Here is a 25611-nt window from a genome sequence, read left to right as displayed (position 1 = left end):
CACGAGCATGCCGCAGGTGCACCCGGCCCGGCGGATCGGGAACCGCAAGTAAACGCGCGCTCCTTACGGGGCACCCTCGGAGTCCTGCCACAGTTCGTGATCCGCAGCAGGATGCTTGCCGCGACGCAGGGCGTCGCGGCCCTCGTCGGCTGAGCCGATCCGGACTCCGTTCGGACAGAAAAAGTTGCGCGACAGCACGGAGTGATGGCGATTCCTGTCCTTGTACTCGATCGGCCGCCACTGTCCGGCGAGCAGCGGTCCCCAGGTGCGGTCGTAGCGTCCCGTCGCGTAGAGCTTGTATTCCCGAGCGTCGCAACGAATGCCTTCGAAGGTCACATTCGTCGCCCCGCCGGACGTCTTGATGACCACGACGTACCGCACCACGCCGTCGCTGCCGGCGCTGAGCGATTTGGCGTCGATGAAGAAACGATTGCTCGTTGCGGCACTGACGTAGAACGGCAACAGGTCCGAATCCTGCGGGAATGCCGGCAGGGCGGTTTCACCCTCCGCCCACGGCCTCCCTTCAGCGTCGTCGGTGTTCGCGCATGCGGCCGTTACCATCAAGGTCAAGGCGAGAGCCGCAAGTCGTCTGGCGATGGACATCAAGCTCCCGCCTCGCTCAAATGCGGCCAGCGCGGCTTGCGTTCGGCCGGATGGTGGAAAAGATGGCGGGCCAGCTCGGTCAGCGCCTGCTCATAGACTGCACGCTTGAATTCGATCACCGCGTCGAGCGGCACCCAGTAGTCGTTCCAGCGCCAGGCATCGAACTCGGGGTGTTCCGAAGCACGCAGACACACGTCGGAATCGCGTCCGACCAGCCGCAACAGGAACCAGATCTGCTTCTGTCCCTTGTAGGTGCTGCGCCATTCGCGCCGTATCCACTGCTTGGGCACGTCATAGCGGAGCCATTCGCGAGTGCGCCCGAGAACGCGGACATGTTCCGCCAACAGACCGACTTCTTCCTGAAGCTCCCGATACATCGCCTGCTCCGGCGTCTCCCCGCGCTTGATGCCGCCTTGCGGAAACTGCCAGGAATGCTCGCGTATGCGCTTGCCCCAGAAAACCTCGTTGTGCGTGTTGGCCAGAATGATGCCGACGTTCGGGCGATAGCCTTCACGGTCGAGCATGGTTGAACCTTCGAATGATTGATTGGTATCCATTTTTCCACATTCACCGCTGCGTGGAAAGGACGGCGGACGGTAGAATTTGCGGTTTTAGTTTCGGCAGCTGCGCTTAACGCCGACAAAGCCGGCATTCGCCTCCTCTGAAATTTCATTTTCTCCGTGGAACACGCCATGCGCGCCAGCCAATTCTTCATCGCCACCCTGAAGGAAGCCCCCACCGACGCCGAAGTCGTGTCGCACAAGCTGATGACCCGCGCCGGCATGATCCGCAAGCTGGCCGGCGGCATCTACAGCTATATGCCGGTGGGCCTGCGGGTGATCCGCAAGATCGAGGCCATCGTCCGCGAGGAAATGAACCGCGCCGGCGCCATCGAACTGCTGATGCCGCTGGTGCAGCCCGCCGAGCTCTGGCAGGAGACCGGCCGCTGGGACAAGATGGGCCCGGAGATGCTGCGGGTGAAGGACCGCCACGACCGCGACTTCATCATCCAGCCGACCTCCGAGGAAGTGGTCACCGACATCGCCCGCGGCGAAATCCACAGCTACCGCCAGCTGCCGAAGAACTTCTATCACATCCAGACCAAGTTCCGCGACGAGCGCCGCCCGCGCTTCGGCGTGATGCGCGGCCGCGAATTCACCATGAAGGACGCTTATTCCTTCGACCGCGACGAGGCAGGTGCCGAAAAGAGCTACCAGGCGATGTACGCCGCCTATGTCAAGATCTTCGAGCGGCTCGGGCTGACCTTCCGCGCCGTGCGCGCCGACACCGGCGCCATCGGCGGCTCGCTGTCGCACGAATTCCAGGTGATCGCCGACACCGGCGAGGATCTGATCGTCTACTGCCCCGACTCCGACTACGCCGCCAACATCGAACTGGCCGAAGCCCTGCCGCTGGTCGCGGAACGCGCCGCACCGGGCACCGCGATGCAAAAAGTTGCGACGCCCGACACCATCCGCTGCGAGGACGTGGCCAAACTTGTCGGCCTGCCGCTCGAGCGTACCGTGAAGTCCGTCGTGCTCGCCACCGACACGCCGCTGGGCGCCGAAGTCTGGCTGCTGCTGGTGCGCGGCGACCACGACCTCAACGAGGTCAAGGCCGGCAAGCTGCCGGGACTCGAAGGCGGCTTCCGCTTCGCCAGCGAGCAGGAAATCATCGAGCATTTCGGCTGCCCGCCGGGCTTCCTCGGCCCGCTCAACACGAAAAAGCCGGTGAAGGTCGTCGCCGACCGCACGGTGGCCAACATGAGCGACTTCGTCTCCGGCGCCAACGAGATCGGCTTCCACATCCGCGACATCAACTGGGGCCGCGACCTGCCGGAACCGGACCTGATCGCCGACATCCGCAACGTCGTTGCCGGCGACCCCTCGCCCGACGGCGAGGGCAAGCTCGCCATCCAGCGCGGCATCGAGGTCGGCCACGTCTTCTTCCTCGGCACCCGGTACTCGGCGGCGATGAACTGCACCTACCTCGACGAGACCGGCAAGCCAAGAACCATGGTGATGGGCTGCTACGGCATCGGGGTCACGCGGCTGGTCGGCGCGGCGATCGAGCAGAACCACGACGAGCGCGGCATCATCTGGCCCGCTTCGATCGCGCCCTTCACGCTGGTGATCTGCCCGGTCGGCTGGGGCAAGTCCGAGGCCGTGCGCGAGGCGGCGACGAAGCTCTACGAGGACCTGCTCGCCGCCGGCATCGACGTCATGCTCGACGACCGCGACGAACGGCCCGGCGTCATGTTCGCCGACTGGGAACTGATCGGCGTACCCCATCGAGTCACCATCGGCGATCGCGGCCTCAAGGAAGGCATGGTCGAGTACCAGCACCGCCGCGACAAGGAAGCGGCCAAGGTGCCGCTGACCGAGATCGCCGCGCTGGCGCTGCAGAAGGCATGCACCTGAGGCGGCTGCTCGGCTTACTGGCCTTTGTCACGGGCAGCGCATGGGCCGGCGCGCAGAAGTACGAGCCGCTGGCGGCCAGCGTGCAAGCGGCGTTGCACGCCGCGGTGGCCGACCGTGCCGCGCCCGAGCCGCACTTTTCCTCGATGCAGGAGAAGATCGCATGGCTGTCCGAGATGTCGCGCCGGCTGGAAAAGCGCATCCCGGACCGCCACGGACGCCTCGAGTTTCTCAAGACCGTCTATTACGAGGCACAGCGCGCCGGGCTCGATCCGCAACTGGTGTTGGGGCTGATCCAGGTCGAAAGCGGCTTCCGCAAGTACGCCGTCTCCGGCGCAGGCGCCCGCGGCTACATGCAAGTCATGCCATTCTGGGTCAAGCTGATCGGAACCCGGGACAACAACCTGTTCCACCTGCGCACCAACCTGCGTTACGGCTGCACCATCCTGCGCCACTATCTCGACATCGAGAACGGCAATATCTATCGTGCGCTCGGCCGCTACAACGGCAGCCTCGGCGCGCCCGAGTATCCGAACATGGTGCGCGGGGCATGGGAGAAACACTGGAGCTGGGGGACGCGCTACATCCAGCCCCGATAAAAATCGGAAGCCCGCCGATAAGCCGGGTTCTGTGGGGCCGCCGCGCCGAAACGCGACGGCCTGGCAGCCATTCCTCTAGGCCTGCCGTTGCCGACAGGCTCAAGCAGCCTACCCGGGAGCGACGCGAGCCACGCCAATGCTCCCCTATTTGGCCTTGCCCCGGATGAGGTTTGCCGTGCCGTCCGTGTCACCACGTCCGCGGTGGGCTCTTACCCCGCCATTTCACCCTTGCCTGATCTCCTTGCGGAGCCATCGGCGGTATCTTTCTGTTGCACTGTCTGTCGCCTCACGGCGCCCGGCCGTTAGCCGGCATCCTGCTCTATGGGGCCCGGACTTTCCTCGCCATCTTGCGATGCCGCGGCTGCCTGGCGGACTTCCGGGTCGCATTGTAGACGCTTGGGCCGGAATTGCCGAATGTCGTCGTAATAGGCGGGTTGTTCGCTGTCCGGGGTGACGCCCGGAATGCCGAGCAGCGGCAGAGGCTGAAAGCTGCTGCGGAACGTCTCGTCAGTCGCATCAATCCGTGCGGCCAGCCAAGCATCGACCGTCGCGAGCTGCGCAGCCAAGGGCTGTTCCAGCCACGCTGCATCGACCACCATGCAGAGCGCCTTGGCGGTCAGGCCGACGAAGGGCACACGCAGGCTCTCCATGCTGGCATGGCCGAAGAGGAAGAAGCGCATCTTCGCCGCGACTTCACCGCGGCGATCGGCGAAGACCTCGCGCCAGCGATGGGCGCTGATGCCGGCCCACAGCGTCATGTCGGCGCAGGCGACGACGAGGCCGCATTCGTCGAACTGCGTCAGCGCATCGCGCAGACGGCCGCGATCCCTGCAACCGAGCGCGCGGCGCTCGGTCATCGTGCGGTAGTGCTTGCGGTTGAGCGCTGCCTTAGCCTGCGGATAGGCCAGCCAGACCAGCGCATTGAAGGCGTCGTGCCAGTTGTCGGCGCGGGTCTCGACCTCGCCATGCAGCCAGGCACGCTCCTCGTAGGCCAGTGTCGAACCGCCGGGGGAAACGAAGCGCAGCGTCTTGCCGTCGCCCGTCGCGATGCCATGCGCAGCGACCAGTTCGTTCAGCGAAAAACTCGGCACCGGCGATACGCCGCCCAGCATCTTCCGCGGCACGACCGCCGCGAGCGGGGCCAGCAGGTCAAGCACCGGGGCCGGGCGCCCGCCGGACGGGCTCGATCCCAGAGCCGCCGGTCACTGGCACACTTTCACGCCTGCAATCGCCAGGCCACGGTCTCGCCGGCACGCAACGGCACCAGCGCATCGTTGTCCGGATAGGATTGCGCGGCAGGTACGGTCCACGCCTCCTTGACCAGGGTGACCCTTTCCACGTTGCGCGACAGTCCGTAATAGTCGGGGCCGAAATGGCTGGCGAAGCCCTCGAGCCGGTCCAGCGCCCCGGCCGCCTCGAAGGCCTCGGCGTAGAGTTCGATGCCGGCATGCGCCGTGTAGCAGCCGGCGCAGCCGCAGGCCGCCTCCTTCGCGCTCTTCGCGTGCGGCGCCGAGTCGGTGCCGAGGAAAAACTTGGGGTTGCCTGATATCGCTGCGGCGACCAGCGCCTGGCGATGGGTCTCGCGCTTGAGCACCGGCAGACAGTAGTGATGCGGTCGGATGCCGCCGGCGAACATGGCGTTGCGATTGAGCAGCAGGTGATGCGCCGTCAGGGTGCCGGCGACGTTGGCGCCATGCGCCAGCACGAAGTCGATGCCGTCCTGCGTCGTGATGTGCTCGAGCACCAGCCGCAAACGCGGAAACTCGTGCAGCACGGGCACCAGCACGCGCGCGATGAAGGCCGCCTCACGATCGAAGACGTCGACGGCCGGATCGGTCACCTCGCCATGCACCAGCAGCGGCAGGCCCAGCGCTTCCATGCGCGCCAGGGTCGCCGCGCACTTCTTCAGGTCGGTCACGCCGGCATCCGAGTTGGTCGTGGCCCCGGCCGGATAGAGCTTGACGGCATGGATGAAGCCGCTCGCCTTCGCCACGTCGATCTCGCCCGGCAACAGATTGTCGGTGAGATAAAGCGTCATCAGCGGCTCGAAGCTCATGCCGGCAGGCAAGGCCGCGAGGATGCGCTCGCGGTAGGCCCGCGCCTGCTCCACTGTCGTCACCGGCGGCCTGAGGTTGGGCATGACGATGGCGCGGGCGAAGCGTCGCGCCGTGTCGGGCAGCACCGCGGCCATGGCCGCGCCGTCGCGCAGGTGCAGATGCCAGTCGTCGGGTCGGGTGATGGTCAGCGTAGACATGAGAAAGATTTTACCCGCCCTTGATTTCGAGCGCCCGCTGATAGAGCGCGTTCTTGGCCTGGCCTGTGATCTCGGCCGCGAGCTTCGCCGCCTGCCTGGTCGGCAACTCGGCCAGCAGTGCCTTCAATACCCGTTCGCTTTCCGCGTCGAGGCCCTCCCGCGGTGGTGGGCCGGAGACGATCAGCACGAACTCGCCGCGGCGGTGGTTGTCGTCAGCCGCCAGCCAGGCCGGCCCTTCGGTCAGCGGCATGACGGCGATCTGCTCGAACTGTTTGGTCAGCTCGCGCGCGATCACCAGCGTGCGCATCGGCTCCAGCCGCGCCGCGAGGTCCGCGACGGTCTCCTCGATGCGGTGCGGCGCCTCGTAGAACACGAGCGCCGCCGGCACCGCCGCGAGCTCCATGATCGCCGTGCCGCGGGCGCCGACTTTTGCCGACAGGAAACCGGCGAAAAGGAATCGCTCGTCGGCAAGGCCGGCCGCCGACAACGCGACGCTCGCCGCGCTCGGCCCCGGCAGCGGCACGATGCGATGGCCTGCGGCGCGCACCGCCGCGACGGCCCGGGCGCCCGGATCGGAGATGCCCGGCGTGCCGGCATCCGACACCAATGCCACGCGCTTTCCCTCGGCCAGCAGCGCGATCAGCTTCGCCGCCGCTTCGCGCTCGTTGTGCTGATGCAGCGCGAAGGTCGGCACGCGGATGCCGAAGTGGTCGAGCAGGTGGCGCGTATGGCGGGTGTCCTCGCAGGCGATCACGTCGGCCGTGCGCAGCGTAGCTAGGGCACGCTCGCTGATGTCGCCGAGGTTACCGATCGGCGTGGCGACCACATACAATGTTCCGATGTCCATGCACGGCATTCTTGCAGCGCAATGACGGCGAGGCAAGCCAAAGGCGCGGCGGCGGAAGATGCCGCCGCGCGGCTGCTCGAAGCGCGCGGCCTGCGTGTCGTCGGGCGCAACTTCCGCGTCAGGGGCGGCGAGATCGACCTCGTCTGCCGCGACGGCGCCACCACGGTGTTCGTCGAAGTGCGGCTGCGCAGCCGCAGCGACTTCGGCGGCGCCGCCGCCAGCATCACCGCCGCCAAGCAGGCGCGCGTGATTCTCGCCGCGCGCCACTGGCTCGTCCGCCACGGCGAAACGCCATGTCGCTTCGATGCCGTGCTGTCCGACGGCCAGACGTTCGAATGGATCCGAGATGCGTTTCGCCCTGCTGATTAGCCTGATCCTCGCCTGCCATAGCGTCGCGGCGCAATCCGTCAAGGTGCTGGTGCAAAGCTCTCCGCTCGCCGGCGCCCAGTACTACGAGGTCGGCGCGCTGTGGCAGGAGATGAAAGTCGGCGACGGCGTGACGCTGGCTCGCGAGCCGGACAATCCGCACGACGCCAATGCGGTACGCGTCGAATGGCGCGGGCGCAAGCTCGGCTATCTGCCGCGCACCGAGAATCGCGCCGTGGCGGCCGAGATGGACCGCGGCGGCCGCGTCGAAGGCCGCATCGCCGCGCTGGTGACGCACCGCAAACCCTGGCAAAGGGTGCGGATCGAGGTATTTGTCGTCCTTTAGCGCCCCATTTCAGTAAGCCCGCCGTCACGTCCCACCGTTAGAATCGCGCGACCATGAGCCTTTCCCAACGCATTCAATCCCAGTTCGCCGAAAGCATCGCCGCCAAGCAGGCCGCCATGGCGACCATGGCCCCACCCATCGAGGCCGCGATCCGCCTGATGGCCGATGCCTTGCGCGCCGGCGGCAAGGTGATGGCCTGCGGCAACGGCGGCTCGGCCGCCGACTCGCAACATTTCGCCGCCGAACTGCTCAACCGCTTCGAGAAGGAGCGCGCGCCGCTGGCGGCCATCGCGCTGACCACCGACACCTCGACGCTGACCTCGATCGCCAACGATTACGCCTACGATCAGGTCTTCGCCAAGCAGGTCGCCGCGCTCGGCCGCGCCGGCGACGTGCTGCTGGCGATCTCGACCTCCGGCAACTCTCCCAACGTCATGACGGCGATGAAGATCGCGCACGAACGCGGCGTCCGCGTCGTCGCTCTGACCGGCAAGGGCGGCGGCAGGATGGGGGAACTACTCGCCGCCGGCGACGTCCATTTGTGCGTGCCGGCCGAACGCACGGCACGCATCCAGGAAGTACACCTGCTCACGTTGCACTGCCTGTGCGACGGCATCGACGCCCTGATTCTCGGAGAAGACACATGACCCGCAAGCTGCATATCCTCTTACTGCTATCGATGGCTGCCGCGTTGCCGCAACTCAGCGGCTGCGTCGGTGCGGTCGCCGTTGGCGCCGGCGCCGGCGCGCTGATGGTCAGCGACCGCCGCCCCAGCGAGACCTACCTGTCCGACCAGGGCATCGAGATCCGCGCCGCCAACCGCATCGACGAACGCTTCGGCGACAAGGCTCACATCAATGTCACCAGCTACAACCGCGCCGTGCTGCTGACCGGCGAGGTGCCCGATGCCGCGACCAAGGCCGAGGTCGAGAAGATCACCGCCGCGGTGCCGGACGTCAAGGCCATCAGCAACGAGCTCGAGATCGCCGGCATCAGTTCGCTGTCGTCGCGCAGCAACGACACCTACGTCACCTCCAAGGTCAAGGGCCGCTTCCTCGACGCCAACAAATTCTCGGTCAACGCCGTCAAGGTCGTCACCGAGAACGGCGTCGTCTACCTGCTCGGCATCGTCTCCCAGCGCGAAGCCGATGCCGCGGTCGAGGTGGCCCGCACCACCGGCGGCGTGCGCAAGGTCGTGCGGCTGTTCGAGATCGTCTCGGAAGCACAGGCCAAGCGCCTCGACGACCCGGCCAACAAGCCGACCCAGAGTGGCGCGCCCGCGGCGGCGACGCCGCCACCCACGCCCGCCAAGCAATAATGCCCTACGCCCCGCCCTCGTTCGAAGCCAAGATCTGCGCGCCCGAGGCACTGGCCGAGCGCCTCGCCGCCGTAGCGCGGCCGCTGGTGTTCACCAACGGCTGCTTCGACATCCTGCACCGCGGCCACGCCACCTATCTGGCGCAGGCGCGCGCCCTCGGCAACTCCCTGCTGGTGGCGGTGAACAGCGACGCTTCGGTCAGGCGGCTGGGCAAGGGCGACGACCGGCCGCTCAACCCGCTCGAGGATCGCCTCGCCGTGCTCGCGGCACTGGAGTGCGTGACGCTGGTGACCTGGTTCGACGAGGACACGCCGCTGGCGCGCATCCTCGACAGCCGCCCCGACGTTCTGGTCAAGGGCGGCGACTGGCCGGTCGAGCGCATCGTCGGCTCTGCCGAGGTGCTCGGCTGGGGCGGCGCGGTGCATTCGATTCCCTTCCGCCACCAGCGCTCCACCACCGAGCTGATCGGCCGGATCAGGACGCAGCGTTAGGTGGGAGTGGCTCCAGCCGCTTGAGGATGTTCTGCCGCGCGATCAGGACGTGGCTGCGCAGGGTATAGAGCACGTCAGAAAACGCCAGCGGCGTCTGAATGCGGTTGATGGCCGCCTCCAGGGCATCGAGCCGCGCCAGCCATTCCTCGCGTGAATGCTTGCCGGGCTGGTCCTCGACTTCCGCCTCGAGCAGCTTGAGTTCGCCATAGCGGCGGAATATGCGCGAACGCACCCGCCAGCCATAGAGCGTCGGCGCGATTTTCACCAGCGGCACCAGCAGGGCCAGCAAGGGAATCAGCATCACCACGAGGCGATCGAGCTGCACCGCCACCCAGAACGGCAGGTAGCGCTGCAGGAAGGGCTTGCCGGACTTGTAGTAGCGCTCCGCCTCGGGCGCCAGGGGAAAGTCGGTGCCGGCGGGACGGGGAAACTCGCCGGGCCGCTGAAAGGCCCCGGGTTCGCTATGCACTTCAGCCAGCACCTGCATCAACAGACCCACCAGCACCGGGTGGGTGTCCTCGCGCACCACCAGCGTCGCCGTCGGTGCCACCAGGGTGATGTCCTCGGCCGGGACGTCGGCGTCCAGGTCGATGGTGCCACGCGGCAGCACGACCTTGGAGAGGTAGGGAAAGCGCCGGGTATAGGCATCCGCATGCGCCAGGTTCATCAGCCGCACGCCCGGGGTGTTCAGCAGCGTCCAGATCGCCGCCGACTTCGCCGGGCCGACGATGAACGCCGCATCGATCTTCTTCGCCGCCAGGGCCTGCCCCAGGCCAAGGCCGCCCTGCTCGACCAGGGTGACGTTCTTCTCGTCCATCTGGTGGGCCTGCAGGATCTCCCGCGCGAGGTAGTTCGCGCCGCTGCCCGGTGCGCCAATGGCGACGCGCTTGCCCTTGAGCCAGGCCACGCCCGCTGGCGCTCCGCCCTTGCCGCGCGGCAGGTCACCGCGATGGAAGATCCACAACGGCTCATAGTAGAGGCTGCCAAGCGAATACAACGCATCGCCTTCCTGCAGGCGCGCCGTACCGCCCTGCAGGAAGGCCGCGTCGACCGCGAAGTCGGGGTCGCGCAGGCGCTGCAGATTCTCGGTGGAGCCGGCCGAGGGCTTCTCGATCAGGCGGACGCCGTAGCGGGCCAGCGCGTCCTTGTAGGCCACGGCGAAGCGCTGGTAAGCGCCGCCCTCGCCGCCGCTGCTCAGGACGAGCGTATCGGGCGGCGCCGGCTTGATGAAACGCGAGGCCCCCCAGAAGCCGGCGATGATCAACACCAGCAGGGGGAGCCCGACCAGCAGCAGGTCGCGCAGCGAATAGTCGCGGATATGACGCAGCTTGATGGGGTTGAGCATCGGGGCGATCCTCGTTCCTGTCGGCGCGTGGGCAAATGACAAGGGCCTGCCAGCGGCAAGCCCTTGATGTTCGTGGTGGAGAGGAAGGGGATCGAACCCTCGACCTCCGCATTGCGAACGCGGCGCTCTCCCAGCTGAGCTACCCCCCCACGTCGGCCGCGGATTATAGCAGAAGCCAAATCGGGCCGGCCGGCGCCGGCGCAGGCTAGACGTCCACCGCCATCGGCTCGGCCCGCCAGATGTCGCGGCAATACTCCGCGATGGTGCGATCGGACGAGAACTTGCCCATGCGGGCGACGTTGAGTATCGACATGCGCGTCCATTGGCGGCTGTCGCGATATGTCAGGCCGGCCTGTTCCTGGCAGGCGATGTAGCCGGCGTAGTCCGCCAGCAGCAGGTAGTTGTCGTGCCAGACCAGGTGATCCACCAGCGGCTGGAACACGGTGCGATCGCCGTGGGAGAAGTGGCCGCTGGCGATCAGGTCGATGACGCCCTTGAGCTCGAGATTGGCGTTGTAGATGTCCCACGGCCGGTAGCCCTCCGCCAGCGTGCGCACCACCTCTTCGGCGGTGAGGCCAAAGAGGAAGAAGTTGTCGGCGCCGACCTCCTCGCGGATCTCGACGTTGGCACCGTCGAGGGTGCCGATAGTCAGCGCGCCGTTCATCGAGAACTTCATGTTGCCGGTGCCCGAGGCCTCCTTGCCCGCGGTCGAGAGCTGCTCCGACAGATCCGCAGCCGGATAGAGACCGTGACCGAGCTTGACGCTGAAGTTGGGCAGGAACACCACCCTGAGGCGGCCGGCGACATCGGGATCACGGTTGACCACGTCGGCGACGGCATTGATCAGGCGGATCATCAGCTTGGCCATGGCATAGCCCGGCGCCGCCTTGCCGCCGAAGATGAAGGTGCGCGGCGTGATGTCGAGCCCGGGATTGAACTTGATGCGGTTGTAGAGCGTGACGATGTGCAGCACGTTGAGATGCTGGCGCTTGTATTCGTGGATGCGTTTGGCCTGGACGTCGAACAGGCTGTCGGGGTCGATGCTGACGTTGCAGCGGTCGAGGATCCGCGCGGCCAGCGCCTCCTTGCGGCTGCGCTTGACCTCGCGCCACTCCTGCTGGAAGGCGGCATCGTCGGCATGGCGCTCGAGGACGCGCAGTTGCGACGGGTCGCGCGCCCAGCCCGCGCCGAGCGTGCGCGTCAGCAGGCGCGACAGCCCGGGATTGCTGAGCATGACGAAGCGGCGCGGCGTGACGCCGTTGGTCTTGTTCTGGAACTTCTCCGGCCACAACTCGAAGAAGTCGCGCAGCACCGTCTCCTTAAGCAGGCGGCTGTGCAGTTCGGCGACGCCGTTGATGGCGAAGCTGCCGACGCAGGCGAGGTGGGCCATGCGCACGAAGCGCGGCGGTGCCTCGTCGATAATGGACATGCGCTGCACGCGGGCCGTGTCGAAGGGATGGCGCAGCCGCACCTCGTCGAGGAAACGCGCGTTGATCTCGTAGATGATCTCGAGATGGCGCGGCAGCACGTTCTGGAACAGCGGAATCGGCCACTTTTCCAGCGCCTCGGGCAGCAGGGTATGGTTGGTATAGGCGAAGGTGTGCCGGGTCACCTCCCAGGCAGCATCCCAGCCCATCTGGTGCTCGTCGACGAGCAGGCGCATCAGTTCCGCCACGGCGATCGCGGGATGGGTATCGTTGAGCTGGACGCTGAACTTCTCGTGAAACTTGTCCAGCGGCTGGCCCGTGGTGCGATGGATGCGGATCATGTCCTGCAGCGAGCAGGTGACGAAGAAGTACTGCTGCAGCAGGCGCAGACGCTTGCCGATCTCCGGCTCGTCGTTCGGATAGAGCACCTTGCTGATAGTCTCCGAGCGCACCTCGCGCACCACGGCGCCGTAGTAGTCGCCGCGATTGAAGGCGTGAAAATCGAAGCCTTCGGCCGCTTCGGCGGTCCACAGGCGCAGCAGGTTCACGGTGTTCACGCCGTGGCCGAGGATCGCCGTATCGACGGCGATGCCGTTGAAGACCTCGTTGGGCACCCAGCGCACGCCGAAGCGCCCCTGGGCATCGGTGGTTTGCTCCGTATAGCCGCCGATCCTGACATCGTAGGCGATGGCGGGGCGGCGCACTTCCCACGGATTGCCGAAGCGCAGCCAGTTGTCGGTGGTTTCGACCTGGCCGCCGTCGCGAATCACCTGGTCGAAGATGCCGAATTCGTAGCGGATGCCGTAGCCGATCGCCGGGACCTGCAGCGTAGCCAGCGAATCCATGAAGCAGGCGGCGAGCCGGCCGAGGCCGCCGTTGCCGAGGCCCGGCTCCTCCTCGTGCTCGAGCAGGGCGTCGAGTTCGATGCCGAGGCCGGCCAGCGCCCGCCGCGTCGGTTCCTCGATGCCGAGATTGAGCAGGTTGTTGCCGAGGAAGGGGCCGGGCAAATACTCGGCGGAGAGATAGCAGACGGTGCGCGGATTGGCCTTCTGGTAGGCCCGCGTGGTGGCGACCCAGCGATGCAGCAGGCGGTCGCGCACGGTGTAAGCGAGCGCCTTGTACTGGTCGTTGAGCGTGGCCACCTCGGGGAAACGCCCCTGCAGGTAGAAGAGGTTGTCGAGGAAGGCGGCGCGGATCGACTCTTCGGACAGACCGGTACGAATGGTCTCGCGGTTGGTGCCGTTCAGTGCCTTGCGGTGCGACTCGGCCATGATCCCTCCCGTTCGCGCCGCCACCGGACGCGCCGGAGCCTATTCTGACCGATAGCCGGTGAAGCCGGAAGGGGTGGAAAATCCGCTGTGGCGTTCAGGCGGTGGCGCGGCGCAGACGATCGAGCACCCCCATCCAGGCGGCGGTCTGCGGCGGCTGCTGCACCACGATGCGACCACAGCCAAGTGCATCGAGTTCGCGCAGGCTGGCGTAGAGCGCGCGGGCGAAGGGCTCGGGCTCGGCCGGCGCGAGCCGCCAGCTGATCAGCTCGTGGTGGATCGGCTGCGCCATGCTGGCGAGGAAGGCAGTGCGCTCCTGCTTGATGATCGCGTTCCTGACGGCGAACACCAGGCCGTCGGAGGAGACGAGTTCGAGCGGCGTCGTCGGTGCGTAGTGCGATTCGAGCGAGCCGGAGACGCGCGGCGCATCGGCGCGGCCGCCGGCCGCCGGCGCCTGTCCGAGCACGGCGGCGATCGCGTCCACGCCTATCATGCCGGGACGCAGGATCGCCGGCGCGTCCCCCGACAGATCAAGGATGGTCGACTCGATGCCGACCTGGCAGGGGCCGCCGTCGAGCACCAGGGCGACGGCATCGCCGAGTTCCTCGCGCACATGCTCCGCCGTGGTCGGGCTGATGCGGCCGAAGCGGTTGGCCGAGGGAGCGGCCAGGCCGCCGCCGAATTCGCGCAGCAGTTCCAGCGCCAGCGGATGATTGGGCACGCGCAGACCCACGCTGTCCTGGCCGCCGGTGATGGCGTCGCTGACACCGGGCCGGCGCTTGAGGATCAGCGTCAGCGGGCCGGGCCAGAAGGCGGCGGCGAGCTTGCGCGCCGCTTCGGGAATGTCGCGCGCCCAGGCATCGAGCTGCGGGGCATCGGCCAGATGGACAATCAGCGGGTGGTCCTGCGGCCGGCCCTTGGCGGCGAAGATTTTCGCCACGGCCTGCGGGTTGGCGGCATCGGCGCCGAGGCCATAGACGGTCTCGGTCGGGAAGGCGACCAGTTCGCCCGCACGCAGCAATGCGGCCGCGCGTGCGATGTCTGCCGCCATCAAACTTCAGGCAAGGTCTTTGCCAAAACCTTTTCGGTCTGCCTGGTGCGGAAAGCCGACAGCTTCTTCGCCATCTCGGCGTCGGAGAGCGCCAGCATGGACACCGCGAACAGCGCCGCGTTGGTGGCACCGGCCTCGCCGATGGCGAAGGTCGCGACCGGAATCCCGCCGGGCATCTGCACCATCGCCAACAGGGAATCGAGGCCCTGCAGGTGCTTCGACGGCATCGGCACGGCGAGCACCGGCAGCTCGGTCTTCGCCGCGAGCACGCCAGCCAGATGGGCGGCGCCGCCGGCGGCGCCGATCAGCACTTTCATGCCGCGGCCCTGGGCCGAGGAAGCATAGTCGAGCGCGGCATCGGGGGTGCGGTGGGCCGACAGCACCTTGGCTTCGTGGGCGATGCCGAACTGCTTCAGCGTCTCGGCGCAGGCCTTCATGACCGGCCAGTCCGAGTCGGAGCCCATGACGATGCCTACCAGGGGATTCTTCTTGCTCATTTCAGTGTCCTCTCCGCGGATTCGAGGGTGTTGGTCAGCAGCATGGTGATGGTCATCGGCCCGACGCCGCCGGGCACGGGGGTGATGAGGCCGGCGACTTCCTTCGCCGATTCGAAGTCGACGTCGCCGCACAGCTTGCCGTCGGGCAGGCGGTTGATGCCGACGTCGATCACCGTGGCGCCTGGCTTGATCATGTCGCCGGTGATCATCTTTGCCTTGCCCACGGCGGCGACGAGGATGTCGGCGCGGCGGGTGTGGAAGGCGAGGTCCTTCGACTGCGAGTGGCAGACCGTGACGGTGCAGCTCTGCGCCAGCAGCAGCATGGCCATGGGCTTGCCGACGATGTTGCTGCGGCCGACGATGACGGCCTCGGCACCCTTGAGCGGCACGTGGCCGGCCTCGAGCATTTTCATCACGCCGTAGGGCGTGCAGGGGATGAAGCGCGGGTTGCCCTGCATCAGCGCGCCGATGTTCTCGGCATGGAAGCCGTCGACGTCCTTCTCGGGCGCGATAGCCTCGAGTACCGCCTCGGAATCGAAGTGCCTGGGCAGGGGCAGCTGCACCAGGATGCCATGCACCGCCGGATCGGCATTGAGCTCGGCGATGCGCGCGAAAACGACCGCCGGATCGACGTCGGGCGCGTAGACGTCCTTGATCGAGCGCATGCCGGTCTTCTCGCAGCCGGCGACCTTGTTGCGCACGTAGACCGCCGAAGCCGGGTCTTCGCCGACGAGGATCACGGCGAGGCAGGGTTGCACGCCGCGCGCGGTTAGCGCGGCGACGCGGCCGGCGAGTTCGGTGCGCAGGTGGGCGGAAAGCGCGTTGCCGTCGAGTATGGTTGCCGTCATGCCAGCGCCGACTCCTTGTGATGTGATGCCGCGGCATCGGCTGCCCTGCCGGCCTCGAAGGCCTTGCGGTTGACCTCGACCATGTGCGGCTTGCGCGCCGAGAAGCGCTTGAGGATGGACTCCAGCAGCACCCCGGGCGGGAAAGGCAGGTGGTCGGCCATGGCGCCGAGCATCACGGTGTTGCCCAGGCGCACGTCGCCGAGCTCGAGCGCGATGGCCATGGCGTCGAAGGCATGCACCTGGTAGCCGCGCGCCTTGATCTCGGCCAGCGGATCGTCGGGATAGTCGTAGAGGCCGAGATCGACCACCGGCGGCACCAGGCGTGCGGTGTTCATCAGCACCAGGCCGCCGGGCTTGAGGTAGTGGCACCAGCGCATCGCCTCGGCGGCCTCGAAGCCGACCAGCAGGTCGGCGGTGCCCGCCATGATCTGCGGCGACAGCACCTTGGGGCCGAAGCGCAGGTGCGAGGACACCACGCCGCCGCGCTGGGCCATGCCCGCGACCTCGGTCTTCTTGGCGTCGTGGCCGAGCGCGATGGCGGCCTCGGCGAGGATTTCGGTGGCGGTCATCACGCCCTGGCCGCCGATGCCGACGACGAGGATGTTGGTGATTTGGTTAGCGCTCATCACGGCCTCTCAATGGCGGACCAGGCGCATCGGCTTGGTCAGGTCGGCATGGACGATGGCTTCGGGTGCGCAGGGCTGCACGCAGAGGGTGCAGCCGGTACAGGCCGTCGTCTCGATCCTGACGAACTGCAGCTCGACTTCCTTGCCCGAGGGCTTGATCACCTTCTCGCGGCGCGTGACGTGGATCGCCGGACAGCCGACATCGACGCAGTTGCCGCAGCCGGTGCACTTGTCGTCGATGACTTCGTAGGGCTTCTGCTTCTTGTAGTCGTCGATCAGCACGCAGGGCTGGTCGGTGATGATCACCGACACCTCGGGAATTTTGATCTCGTCGCGGATGGTCTTGAACAGCACCGGCAGCTGGTAGGGATCGAGGACGTGGATGCGTTCCTTCTTCACGCCGAGCGACTCGACCAGCTTGGCAAAATCGACGCGCGGCGCCTCCTGCCCGTGGATGTCGCGGCCGGTGCCGGGGTTGGACTGGCCGCCGGTCATGCCGACGGCGCGGTTGTCGAGCAGCAGCACCGTGACGTTGCCGCCGTTGTAGACCATGTCGAGCAGGCCCTGCATGCCCATGTGGAGGAAGGTCGAGTCGCCGATCACGGCGACGATGCGCTTGTCCTTGTCGGTTTCGCCCCTGCCCTTGTCGAGGCCGAGCGCGATGCCCATCGAGGCGCCCATGGAGATCGTCGTGTCGAGCGCGTTCCACGGGTGTCCTGCCCCGAGGGTATAGCAGCCGATGTCGCCGGAGATGGTGATGTTCTTGATCTGCGCCAGCGTGTAATAGACGCCGAGGTGCGGGCAGGCCACGCACATCGTCGGTGGCCGGGGAAAGACCTGTGCCGGCGCCGTGATGCCTTCCGGCACCGGCTCGCCGAGCAGCTTGGCGATGGCCGGCTTCAGCACGTTGGGCGCGAGTTCGCCCTGGCGCGGCAGGATCTCCTTGCCCAGGCATTCGATGCCGGCGGCCTTCAGCTCGGTCTCGACCAGCGGCTCGACTTCCTCGACCACCACCAGCTTGTCCACGGTGGCGGCGAAGGCGCGGATTTTCTCGATCGGCACCGGGCAGGAGAAGCCGAGCTTGAGCACCGGTGCGTCGGGGAAGGTCTCGCGCACATGCATCCAGGCGGGGCCGGAGGCGACGAAGCCGACGCGCTTGTCGCGGCCATTGTCGATGATGTTGAGCGGCGAGGCTTCGGCCTCGGCGCGCAGCACCTTGTCGCGCTCGAACATCAGGGGGATGCGCTTGCCGGCGCCGGCCGGCGTCATCACCCAGCGCGCCGGTTCCTTCTTGAAGCCGGCGGCGGCGTGCGCCACGCGCTCGCCGACGGTAACCAGGCCCTTGACGTGGTTGATGCGCGTGGTCATGCGCAGGATCACCGGCACCTGGAATTTCTCCGAGAAGTCGAAGCCGGCCTTGGTCATCTCGTAGGCTTCCTGCGAGTCCGAGGGCTCGAACACCGGCAGGTGGGCGAAGCGGCCCCAGTAGCGCGAGTCCTGCTCGTTTTGCGACGAGGAGAGGCCGACGTCGTCGGCGATGGCGATCACCAGGCCGCCGGCCACGCCGGTCAGCGTCAGGGTCATCAGCGCATCGGAGGCAACGTTCATGCCGACATGCTTCATGCAGCAGAACGAGCGCGAGCCGGCGAAGGCGGCGCCGATGGCGACTTCCAGCGAAACCTTCTCGTTGACCGACCACTCGGAATAGATGTCCGGGTAGGTCGAGATCACCTCGAGCATTTCGGTGGAGGGCGTGCCGGGATAGGCGGCGGCGACGCGGCAGCCGGCTTCCCAGACGGCGCGGGCGACGGCTTCGTTGCCGGAAAGCAAAAGCCGGCTGGTGGCCGGCGCTGGGCTGACTGCTGCCATGTTGGACTCTCTCGTGTTGCGGGAAAAGTGGACCTTAGCCGCGATGCCGCATCGCACCATTGACGCCGGTCAAAGAGGGCGAATTATCCCCGTTTCGGCTGGCCGGCGCTACGGCCCAATCCCGAGCTTTTTCATAAGGTAAGCGACCACATCGTCGAGGGTCACCAGCCTCGCGTAGTCGGCCTCGGGGATCTCGACCTTGAGCCGCTTGTTGAGGCCGAGCAGGAAGTTGAGCCAGTCCATCGAATCGAGGTCGACCTGGCTGCGCAGCGGACGGTCGCCGCGCAAATCGTCGGTCTCGACCTCGGGCGCGATGGACAGCAGCGTGGCCAGCACCACGGCGCGGATTTCTGATTCATTCATCTGTCGAGGTCCTCGGGTCGTTGCAGCAGGTCGGCCAGTTCGCGCAGGAACAGCGCGCCGCGGTGTCCGTCGGAGACGCGGTGGTCGGCCGAGAGGCTGGCCGTGACCATGGGGAGCGCCTTGAGTTCGCCGTTCTCGGCCCACGGGCGTTCCGTAACGCGGCCGAAGCCGACCAGCGCGACCTGAGGCGGATAGATCACGCCGAACACAGCCTGCGAGCCCTGGTCGCCGAGGTTGGTGACGGTGATGGTCGCCTCGCTCATCTCGCTGCTGCGCAGCGAGCCGGCCCGCGTGCGCCGCACCAAGTCGGTCAGTTCCTGCATCAACTGCGTCAGCGGCTTGGCGTCGGCATTCAGCAGCGCCGGCGCGATCAGGCCGCCCTGGCGCAAGGAGATCGCCACGCCGAGGTTGATCCGTTCGGCCGGCACGAAGCCGCCATCGCGCCAGTAGCCGTTGAGTTCGGGGTAGCGCTTGAGCGCGACGGCCACGGCCTTGAACAGCAGCACCGCCGGCAGCAGGCGCTCGGCCATCGGGCGCTTCGCGTTCCCGGCCTGCAGCCAGGCCAGCGCCTTCACCAGCGGAATGTCCTCGGCGACGTAGTAGTGCGGGATCTCGCGCTTGGAGCGTGCCATCGCGGCGGCGATGGCGCGGCGCATCTCGCCCGCCTTGTCCGCCGCCGGGAGCACCGCGGCCGGCGGTGCGAGCCCCGCCGCCGCGTGCTCGACGTCCTCCAATGTCACAGCGCCGTGCGGGCCGCTGCCGGTCACCTTGTCCAGGTCGACGCCCTTCTCCTGCGCATGCTTGCGTGCGGCGGGCGAGATCATGCGGCGCGGGGGTGGCGCGGCCGCCGTGGCTCCAGCGCGCCCCGCAGGAAGTACCCTTGGGGTGCCGACTATTGTTTCTGCCGTTTCTCCCGGTTCAAGCAGCTTCGCCATCACCGTGCCCACGGGCATCTTCTGGCCGACCTCGGCCAGCAATTCGCCGACGCTGCCCTCCTGCCAGCACTCGACATCGACGGCCGCTTTCGAAGTATCGACCACGGCGACCACCTGGCCCTTCTTCACCGTGTCGCCAACGCCGACTTTCCACTCCAGCAGGGTGCCCTCGTCCATGTCGGCGCCGAGCGAAGGGAGCTTGAATTCGATCATCCGAGCAATCCCTTCACGGCGGCGACGATCTTCTCCGGCTGCGGCAAGGCCGCCTCTTCGAGATGCCTGGCGTAGGGGATCGGCACCTCCTCGCTGCAGACCCGCGCCACCGGCGCGTCGAGCTCGAAGAAGGCGTGCTCCATGATGCGCGCCACCACTTCGGCGGCAAGGCCGCCGCTCTTCCAGTTCTCGTCGACGACGACCACGCGGTGGCACTTGGCGACGGCAGCGGCGATGGTCGCGGTATCGAGCGGACGCAGCACGCGCAGGTCGATCACTTCCGCTTCGATGCTCTCTCCGGCCAGCGTTTCGGCCGCCGCCAGCGCCTTGGGCAGCGAACCACCGTAGGTAATGATCGCGACGTCCCTGCCCTCGCGCCTGACCTTGGCGCTGGAAATGTCGACCTTGCAGTCGTCCGCCAGTTCGCCCTCCACGTTGAACAAGCCGGCATGCTCGAAGATCACCACCGGATCGGGATCGGCCAGCGCCGGCGCCAGCATGCCGCGCGCGTCCTCGACGGTGGCCGGCGCCAGCACCCGGATGCCGGGGATGTGGGCGTACCAGCCCTCGAGGCTGTGCGAGTGCTGCGCCGCGAGCTGGCGCCCGGCGCCGGTAGTCATGCGGATCACCAGCGGCACCGAAAACTGCCCGCCGGACATGTGGCGGAAGAGCGCGGCGCTGTTCACGATCTGGTCGAGCGCGAGCAGGCTGAAGTTCACCGTCATCACCTCGACGATGGGCCGCATGCCGCCCAGCGCCGCGCCGATGCCGGCGCCGACGAATCCGAGTTCCGACAGCGGCGTGTCGCGAATGCGCTCGGGACCGAACTCCTCGAGGAAACCCTTGGAGAAGGCGTAGGTGCCGCCGTAGCGGCCGACGTCCTCGCCCATCAGGAAGACGCGAGGATCGCCGGCGAGTGCCTCGTGCATCGCCTCGCGCATGGCTTCGCGGTAGCTGAGTCTTCTGGTCATGGCGTATGCACGTCCTTCAAGAGGTCTTCGACCGGCTCCCACAGCCCCGCCTCGGCGTAGGCCACGGCCGCCGCCACCTCGGCGCAAGCGGCCGCGTCGAGCGAGAGGAACTCTTCTTCCGTCAGTTTGCCCTCGGCCTTGAGCCGCGCGCTGAAGGTGTGGATCGGGCCGCGCGCCTTCCATTCCTCGACCTCGGCCTTCTGCCGGTAGAGCTCGGCGTCGAACATCGAGTGGGCACGGAAGCGGTAGGTCTGGAATTCGACGAAGGCCGGCCCCTGCCCTGCGCGCACGCACTGCACGGCCTGCTGCATCGCCGCGTGCACCGCGACGATGTCCATGCCGTCGACGCGCCGCGCCGGCATGTCGTAGGAGGCCGCCTTGACGCAGAGGTCGGTCTGCGACTCGGCGCGCTCGATCGCGGTGCCCATGCCGAAAAGGTTGTTCTCGCAGCAGAACAGCACCGGCAGCTTCCACAAGGCCGCGAGGTTCAGCGACTCATGGAAGGCGCCCTCGGCCACCGCGCCGTCGCCGAAGAAGCAGGCGGTGATGCGATCCTCGCCCCGCATCTTCGCCGCCAGCCCAAGTCCGGTGGCCAGCGGCAGCCCGCCGCCGACGATGGCGTTGCCGCCGAAGAGCCGCGTCTTCGCATCGAACAGGTGCATCGAGCCGCCGCGACCGCGCGCGCAGCCGCAGCTCTTGCCGAACATCTCGGCCATGATGGAGGCCATCAACAGCCCGCGCACCAGCGCATGGCCATGCTCGCGATAGGTGGCGACCACGTTGTCCGCGGCCGCGAGTGCGTGCAGCGCGCCGACCGCCACCGCCTCCTCTCCGATGTAGAGATGGAGGAAGCCGCGAATCTGGCCGGCGCCGTAGAGTTCGGCCGACTTCTCCTCCATGCGGCGGATGCGCACCATGTCGGCGAGCAGCCTGTGCGCGAAGTCCTTGTCCCAGGAAACCGGGCCGGACGGCGGGGGCGGGGCGTGGTGGTCGATGGTCATGTCAGTTGTTCCACTGCGCTTCGCGCGACTGGCGACGCATAGGACGCCATGTTCGTGGCATGTCGGAGAGCGCCTCGGGTGACGGGTGGCCGACGCTGCTCATGTCACCCGAACCGGGCTGCGCCCGATTCTCCTTCTTTACTTCGCTGCGTCGGCCACCCGTCACCCGAGGCGAAATACGCGGGAGCTTTGCGACGGCCAAACACCCAAGGACGCCCCCGATCGGGCCGGTGGGGTGCTCTGCATAGCGAAGTAAAGGAGGAGGCGGCGGCCGCAGGCCACCGCCGGAGGACATGAGCAGCGCAGAGCACCCCACCGGCCCGATCACGCACCAAACGTCAAGTTTCATCTTCAGCCTCCACTTTCGAGCGTGGAAAGATCGCCCTCGGGCAGTCCGAGCTCCCGCGCCTTCAACAGCCGCCGCATGATCTTGCCGCTGCGCGTGCGCGGCAGTGATGCCACGACGGCGATCTCCTTCGGCGCCACGGCCGCGCCGAGGCGCTTGCGCGCATGGCCGAGCAGTTCCATGCGCAGCGCCTCCGAATCCTCGAAACCCGCTTTGAGCGAGACGAAGGCCTTGACCACCTCGCCCACCACCGGATCGGGCTTGCCGATCACGCCGGCCTCGGCCACGGCCGGATGCTCCATCAGCGCGCTCTCGACCTCGAAGGGGCCGATCAGGTGCCCGGCCGACTTGATCACGTCGTCGGCGCGGCCGACGAACCAGAAGTAGCCGTCGGCATCGCGCTTCGCCAAGTCGCCGGTGAGGTACCAGTCACCGGAAAAGCACTTGCGGTAACGCTCCTCGTTGTTGAGGTAGCCGCGAAACATCGAGGGCCAGCCGCGCTTCAATGCCAGTTCGCCCTCGACGTCGGGCGCATCGATCACCGCCACCGAGCCATCCTCCTGCCGCTTGACGATGGCCGCATCGATCCCGGGAAGCGGCCGCCCCATCGAGCCGGGCTTGATGTCGAAGGCCGGGGTGTTGGCGATCATGATGCCGCCGGTCTCGGTCTGCCACCAGTTGTCGTGGATCGGCAGGCCGAGCACTTCCTTGCCCCAGCGCACCGCCTCGGGATTCAGAGGCTCGCCGACGCTGGCGATGAACCTGAGCTGGGGGAAGCGGTACTTCCGCGGGATCTCGGCGCCAGCCTTCATCAGCATGCGGATCGCCGTCGGCGCCGTGTACCAGACCGTCACGGCCTGGTCCTGCAGGATCGAATACCAGCGCTCGGCATCGAACTCCTCGCGATCGACGATCGAAGTCACGCCATGCAGCAGCGGCGCGACGATGCCGTAGGAAGTACCGGTGACCCAGCCCGGATCGGCGGTGCACCAGAAGATGTCCTCGGGATGCAGGTCGAGCGCATAGCGGCCGGTGGCCCAGTGGGTGACCACCGCCCCATGCACGTGGATCGCGCCCTTCGGCGTGCCCGTGGTGCCGCTGGTGAAATGCAGCAGCGCCATGTCCTCGGCGCCGGTCGGTGCGACCTCGCAGACCTCGCCGGCGTCGGCCATCAGCGTGGCCAAGTCCAGCGTGCCGGGAATATCGGTGCAGCCGCCCTCCCCGGTCACCAGCAGCACGTGTTCGAGCGTCGGCATCTTCTCGCGCCACTTCGCCACCTTGCGTTCGTAGAGCAGGTCCGTGGTGACCAGCACGCGCCCTTCGCCGAGATTCACCCGCGTCGCGATCGGCTCCGGCCCGAAGGCCGAGAACAGCGGCGAGACCACCGCGCCATGTTTGAGGCTGCCGAGCACCGCGACGTAGAGTTCGGGAATGCGGCCGGAAAGCACGAAGACGCGTTCGCCGCGGCCGACACCGAGATTCTTCAGCACATTGGCGAAGCGGCTGGTGAGGCGCGACAAGCCTTCGAAGCTGACGTCGCGCGAGGCAGCGCCACGCGAAACAAAGCGGAACGCAGTCTTCTTGCGCAAATCGCCACTCGCCTGCCGCTCGACCGCCTGTCCGGCGATATTCACCCGGCCCTCCCGGTCCAAGGCCAGTTCCGCGCGCGCGGCCTCCCAGGAAAAACACTGCCGCTCGGCTGCGTAATCGGCCAGGTTCGGCGCCAAACGCAAATCGGCCGCGGTCTTGCGGATGATGGCTGATGCGTCCATGCCTTCTTCGCTCCCTTGCTGCAATATAGTCCCGCGGGGCGATGGAGGAAAGCGAGGGCAGGCCAATAGTCGGTGCTGGCGGGACGGCGACGATGTGGCTAGACTGTGATCGACGCCCTCGCTCGGTGTTTCGAAAGGATTCCGCCATGCTGACCGATCCCGACTCCGTCGATCCGCTGCCCAAAGTGTGGGACGAAGACTCCCGCGTGGGCGACATGCTGAAGGGCAAGCGGGGCCTCGTCGTCGGCGTGGCCAGCCCGGAAAGCATCGCCTTCGGTTGCGCGGCCAAGCTGCGCGCGTTCGGCGCCGAGATCGCGCTGACCTACCTCAACGACAAGGCCAGGAAATACGTCGAACCGCTGGCCGAGCAGATCGACGCTTCGATGCTGCTGCCGCTCGACGTCACCCAGCCGGGACAACTCGAGGCGGTGTTCGAGGCCATCCGCGAAAAATGGGGCCGGCTCGACTTCCTCATCCATTCGATCGCCTTCGCCCCGCGCGAGGATCTGCACGGGCGCGTCGTCGACTGTTCGGAGGGCGGCTTCCTCACGGCGATGCAGGTCTCCTGCCATTCCTTCATCCGCATGGCGCACCTGGCCGAACCGCTGATGAAGAACGGCGGCGTGCTCGTCACCATGAGCTACTACGGCGCCGACAAGGTGGTGAACAACTACAACCTGATGGGGCCGGTCAAGGCGGCCCTCGAAGCCTCGGTCCGCTACATGGCCAGCGAACTCGGCGAAAGCAACATCCGCGTCTTCGCCGTGTCGCCGGGGCCACTGCGCACGCGTGCCGCGAGCGGCATCGCGCAGTTCGACGAGTTGATCGACATGGCCGCCAGCCGATCGCCCGGCCAACGCCTGGTCGACATCGCCGAGGTCGGCCGCGTCGTCGCCTTCCTCGTCGGCGGCGCGTCGTCCGGCATGACCGGCGACGTCATCTACGTCGACGCGGGCCTGCACATCGTGGCCTGAGGCGCGTCCGCGGGCGACGATCCGCGGCCCTCAGAAGCGATACGAAGCCTTGAACTCGGCGCGCTTGCCGTAGGTGCTTGGTACGCCCTTGCCCCATAGCAGCGCCCCACCCAACAGCGCCAGCTCCCAGTCGCGGCCGACGCGCCAGCCGCCCTCGAGCTCGCCCACGGCACCGGTGCGCGCGTTCTGCACCCAGTCGATGACCGGCTTTGCGGTGAACTTCAGAAAGCGCGCCTGCGGCCACTCCCCGCGCACCTCGAGCTCGAACTTGGTCTGGTTGATGTCCTTGCGTGCGTCGTCGCCGGCCACGGACACCACCTGCTGCACCTGGGCGGAGAATGACTGCTTGACAGGCGTGGCGGCGGTGCCCAAGGCCAACGGCACCCGGGTACGCACCCCCACCCCCAGCTGATATTTTCCGGAACCGAGAGACTCGGGCGAAGCCGTCGGAAGGGTGGCCTCGATGAAAGAGGACACCGGCCGGCCGGCCACGGGAACCGCTTTCATGCCCATGCGGACCTTGATGTCGCCGGGGCGTGGATTGAACAGGTCGCCGGCGAAGTCGGTCTTCTCGTCGGGAAACGGCAGGTCGAGGCGCCACAGGTTCACCAACCCGTCCGGGAAATGTTCGAACCTCACCTGGGTCCGCGTCGATTCGTCGTCCGTGCCGCGGTCGGTGGCCTGGCGCTTGAACTGCACCAGCCAGCGGCGCGGCTCCGGCGCGGGCGACGCTTGCGCCGGCTTCGCCACGGCCGCATCCTGCCCCTCGACCGGCGCATCCGCAGCCTGCGCCCAGCAGGTGGCCGCGGCGGCCGCGGCCAGCAGCCAGCGGATGGGCTTGCGCGAAATTGCGTTCATCTACCT

25 protein-coding genes, 1 tRNA gene, 1 other RNA gene and 1 pseudogene are annotated in these 25611 nt (G+C 67.3%); 8 read left to right on the top strand and 20 right to left on the bottom strand.

The window, feature by feature from the left end; genetic code table 11:
* Positions 1-63: 63 nt before the first annotated feature.
* Both EJE94_RS06290 and EJE94_RS06285 read right to left on the bottom strand, forming a co-directional pair.
* Positions 64-603, bottom strand: coding sequence for a CNP1-like family protein (locus tag EJE94_RS06290; RefSeq protein ID WP_207855763.1), 540 nt, complete (start codon positions 601-603; stop codon positions 64-66).
* On the bottom strand, positions 603-1127 hold the full coding sequence (locus tag EJE94_RS06285; protein WP_121243296.1) for an RNA pyrophosphohydrolase: 525 nt from the start codon (positions 1125-1127) through the stop codon (positions 603-605). The genes EJE94_RS06290 and EJE94_RS06285 overlap by 1 nt, the downstream gene beginning before the upstream one ends.
* A gap of 168 nt (positions 1128-1295) precedes the next feature.
* Between EJE94_RS06285 and EJE94_RS06280 the strand changes: the two genes are divergently transcribed.
* Together EJE94_RS06280 and EJE94_RS06275 are read left to right on the top strand one after the other, a co-directional pair.
* Entirely contained in the window at positions 1296-3023 is a 1728-nt protein-coding gene (locus tag EJE94_RS06280; RefSeq protein ID WP_121243295.1) for a proline--tRNA ligase, read from the top strand.
* Positions 3014-3619: a lytic transglycosylase domain-containing protein gene (locus EJE94_RS06275; RefSeq protein WP_121243294.1), complete on the top strand. Its 606-nt coding sequence runs from the start codon at positions 3014-3016 to the stop codon at positions 3617-3619. Before EJE94_RS06280 ends, EJE94_RS06275 begins: the two co-directional genes overlap by 10 nt.
* A 2-nt stretch (positions 3620-3621) precedes the next feature.
* On the opposite strand, the gene rnpB is transcribed toward EJE94_RS06275, so the two are convergent.
* From rnpB to rsmI, 4 genes and pseudogenes are all read right to left on the bottom strand, one after another.
* Positions 3622-3996, bottom strand: an RNA gene (gene rnpB / locus EJE94_RS06270) — RNase P RNA component class A.
* A gap of 75 nt (positions 3997-4071) precedes the next feature.
* Positions 4072-4731: pseudogene (locus EJE94_RS15015) on the bottom strand (DUF3025 domain-containing protein); the annotation flags it as partial.
* Positions 4732-4835: 104 nt separating this feature from the next.
* Complete coding sequence (gene pyrC / locus EJE94_RS06260) at positions 4836-5873, bottom strand: dihydroorotase (RefSeq protein ID WP_121243293.1); 1038 nt, start codon at positions 5871-5873, stop codon at positions 4836-4838.
* A 10-nt stretch (positions 5874-5883) separates the two neighbouring features.
* On the bottom strand, positions 5884-6720 hold the full coding sequence (gene rsmI, locus EJE94_RS06255) for a 16S rRNA (cytidine(1402)-2'-O)-methyltransferase (protein ID WP_207855760.1): 837 nt from the start codon (positions 6718-6720) through the stop codon (positions 5884-5886).
* A gap of 21 nt (positions 6721-6741) precedes the next feature.
* On the opposite strand from rsmI, the gene EJE94_RS06250 reads away from it, so the two are divergent.
* Genes EJE94_RS06250 through rfaE2 form a run of 5 tightly spaced genes read left to right on the top strand, consistent with a single transcriptional unit; the run spans position 6742 to position 9241 of the window.
* Positions 6742-7089, top strand: a complete 348-nt coding sequence (locus EJE94_RS06250) for a YraN family protein (protein ID WP_121243291.1) — start codon at positions 6742-6744, stop codon at positions 7087-7089.
* Positions 7067-7432 (top strand): HIRAN domain-containing protein, encoded by a 366-nt coding sequence (locus EJE94_RS06245; RefSeq protein WP_121243290.1) that lies wholly within the window; start codon positions 7067-7069, stop codon positions 7430-7432. The genes EJE94_RS06250 and EJE94_RS06245 overlap by 23 nt, the downstream gene beginning before the upstream one ends.
* 53 nt (positions 7433-7485) lie before the next feature.
* Positions 7486-8079, top strand: a complete 594-nt coding sequence (locus EJE94_RS06240; RefSeq protein ID WP_121243289.1) for a phosphoheptose isomerase — start codon at positions 7486-7488, stop codon at positions 8077-8079.
* The gene (locus EJE94_RS06235) at positions 8076-8750 is read left to right on the top strand and encodes a BON domain-containing protein (RefSeq protein ID WP_121243288.1); all 675 of its coding nucleotides are present in this window, start codon (positions 8076-8078) and stop codon (positions 8748-8750) included. Before EJE94_RS06240 ends, EJE94_RS06235 begins: the two co-directional genes overlap by 4 nt.
* Complete coding sequence (rfaE2, locus tag EJE94_RS06230) at positions 8750-9241, top strand: D-glycero-beta-D-manno-heptose 1-phosphate adenylyltransferase (RefSeq protein ID WP_121243287.1); 492 nt, start codon at positions 8750-8752, stop codon at positions 9239-9241. Before EJE94_RS06235 ends, rfaE2 begins: the two co-directional genes overlap by 1 nt.
* Here the strand turns inward: rfaE2 and EJE94_RS06225 are convergent.
* The 13 genes from EJE94_RS06225 to acsA all read right to left on the bottom strand — a co-directional run bounded on the left by EJE94_RS06225 (position 9225) and on the right by acsA (position 23773).
* Positions 9225-10586: a TAXI family TRAP transporter solute-binding subunit gene (locus EJE94_RS06225; RefSeq protein ID WP_121243286.1), complete on the bottom strand. Its 1362-nt coding sequence runs from the start codon at positions 10584-10586 to the stop codon at positions 9225-9227. The genes rfaE2 and EJE94_RS06225 overlap by 17 nt on opposite strands.
* Positions 10587-10659: 73 nt before the next feature.
* Positions 10660-10735 (bottom strand) — tRNA-Ala (locus EJE94_RS06220).
* Positions 10736-10791: 56 nt separating this feature from the next.
* A complete protein-coding gene (locus EJE94_RS06215; protein ID WP_121243285.1) occupies positions 10792-13284 on the bottom strand; it encodes a glycogen/starch/alpha-glucan phosphorylase in 2493 nt (830 codons plus the stop codon).
* Between the two features lie 94 nt (positions 13285-13378).
* Complete coding sequence (locus tag EJE94_RS06210; protein ID WP_121243284.1) at positions 13379-14332, bottom strand: L-threonylcarbamoyladenylate synthase; 954 nt, start codon at positions 14330-14332, stop codon at positions 13379-13381.
* Positions 14332-14829, bottom strand: coding sequence for a 5-(carboxyamino)imidazole ribonucleotide mutase (gene purE, locus EJE94_RS06205; RefSeq protein WP_121243283.1), 498 nt, complete (start codon positions 14827-14829; stop codon positions 14332-14334). Before purE ends, EJE94_RS06210 begins: the two co-directional genes overlap by 1 nt.
* Positions 14826-15677, bottom strand: coding sequence for a bifunctional methylenetetrahydrofolate dehydrogenase/methenyltetrahydrofolate cyclohydrolase FolD (folD, locus tag EJE94_RS06200; RefSeq protein WP_121243282.1), 852 nt, complete (start codon positions 15675-15677; stop codon positions 14826-14828). Before folD ends, purE begins: the two co-directional genes overlap by 4 nt.
* Positions 15674-16303: an indolepyruvate oxidoreductase subunit beta gene (locus tag EJE94_RS06195; protein WP_121243281.1), complete on the bottom strand. Its 630-nt coding sequence runs from the start codon at positions 16301-16303 to the stop codon at positions 15674-15676. The genes folD and EJE94_RS06195 overlap by 4 nt, the downstream gene beginning before the upstream one ends.
* A gap of 9 nt (positions 16304-16312) precedes the next feature.
* Entirely contained in the window at positions 16313-18172 is a 1860-nt protein-coding gene (locus EJE94_RS06190) for a thiamine pyrophosphate-dependent enzyme (RefSeq protein ID WP_121243280.1), read from the bottom strand.
* 108 nt (positions 18173-18280) lie between these two features.
* Entirely contained in the window at positions 18281-18535 is a 255-nt protein-coding gene (locus tag EJE94_RS06185) for an acyl carrier protein (protein WP_121243279.1), read from the bottom strand.
* Positions 18532-19683 carry a dihydrolipoamide acetyltransferase family protein gene (locus EJE94_RS06180; protein ID WP_121243278.1) on the bottom strand — a complete coding sequence of 384 codons (1152 nt, stop codon included), beginning with the start codon at positions 19681-19683 and terminating at the stop codon, positions 18532-18534. Before EJE94_RS06180 ends, EJE94_RS06185 begins: the two co-directional genes overlap by 4 nt.
* Positions 19680-20654: an alpha-ketoacid dehydrogenase subunit beta gene (locus tag EJE94_RS06175; RefSeq protein WP_121243277.1), complete on the bottom strand. Its 975-nt coding sequence runs from the start codon at positions 20652-20654 to the stop codon at positions 19680-19682. Before EJE94_RS06175 ends, EJE94_RS06180 begins: the two co-directional genes overlap by 4 nt.
* Entirely contained in the window at positions 20651-21655 is a 1005-nt protein-coding gene (pdhA, locus tag EJE94_RS06170) for a pyruvate dehydrogenase (acetyl-transferring) E1 component subunit alpha (RefSeq protein ID WP_121243276.1), read from the bottom strand. Before pdhA ends, EJE94_RS06175 begins: the two co-directional genes overlap by 4 nt.
* A gap of 351 nt (positions 21656-22006) precedes the next feature.
* On the bottom strand, positions 22007-23773 hold the full coding sequence (gene acsA, locus EJE94_RS06165) for an acetate--CoA ligase (RefSeq protein WP_121243275.1): 1767 nt from the start codon (positions 23771-23773) through the stop codon (positions 22007-22009).
* 146 nt (positions 23774-23919) lie between these two features.
* On the opposite strand from acsA, the gene fabI reads away from it, so the two are divergent.
* Positions 23920-24747, top strand: a complete 828-nt coding sequence (gene fabI, locus EJE94_RS06160; RefSeq protein ID WP_121243274.1) for an enoyl-ACP reductase FabI — start codon at positions 23920-23922, stop codon at positions 24745-24747.
* A gap of 30 nt (positions 24748-24777) precedes the next feature.
* Here the strand turns inward: fabI and EJE94_RS06155 are convergent, their stop codons facing one another.
* Entirely contained in the window at positions 24778-25605 is an 828-nt protein-coding gene (locus EJE94_RS06155) for a hypothetical protein (protein ID WP_121243273.1), read from the bottom strand.
* Positions 25606-25611: the final 6 nt, after the last annotated feature.

Source organism: Sulfurisoma sediminicola, from assembly GCF_003865015.1.
Taxonomy (GTDB): Bacteria; Pseudomonadota; Gammaproteobacteria; order Burkholderiales; family Rhodocyclaceae; genus Sulfurisoma; species Sulfurisoma sediminicola.
Note: the sequence above shows the minus strand (reverse complement) of the source record. Positions and strands in the feature narration are given on the sequence as shown.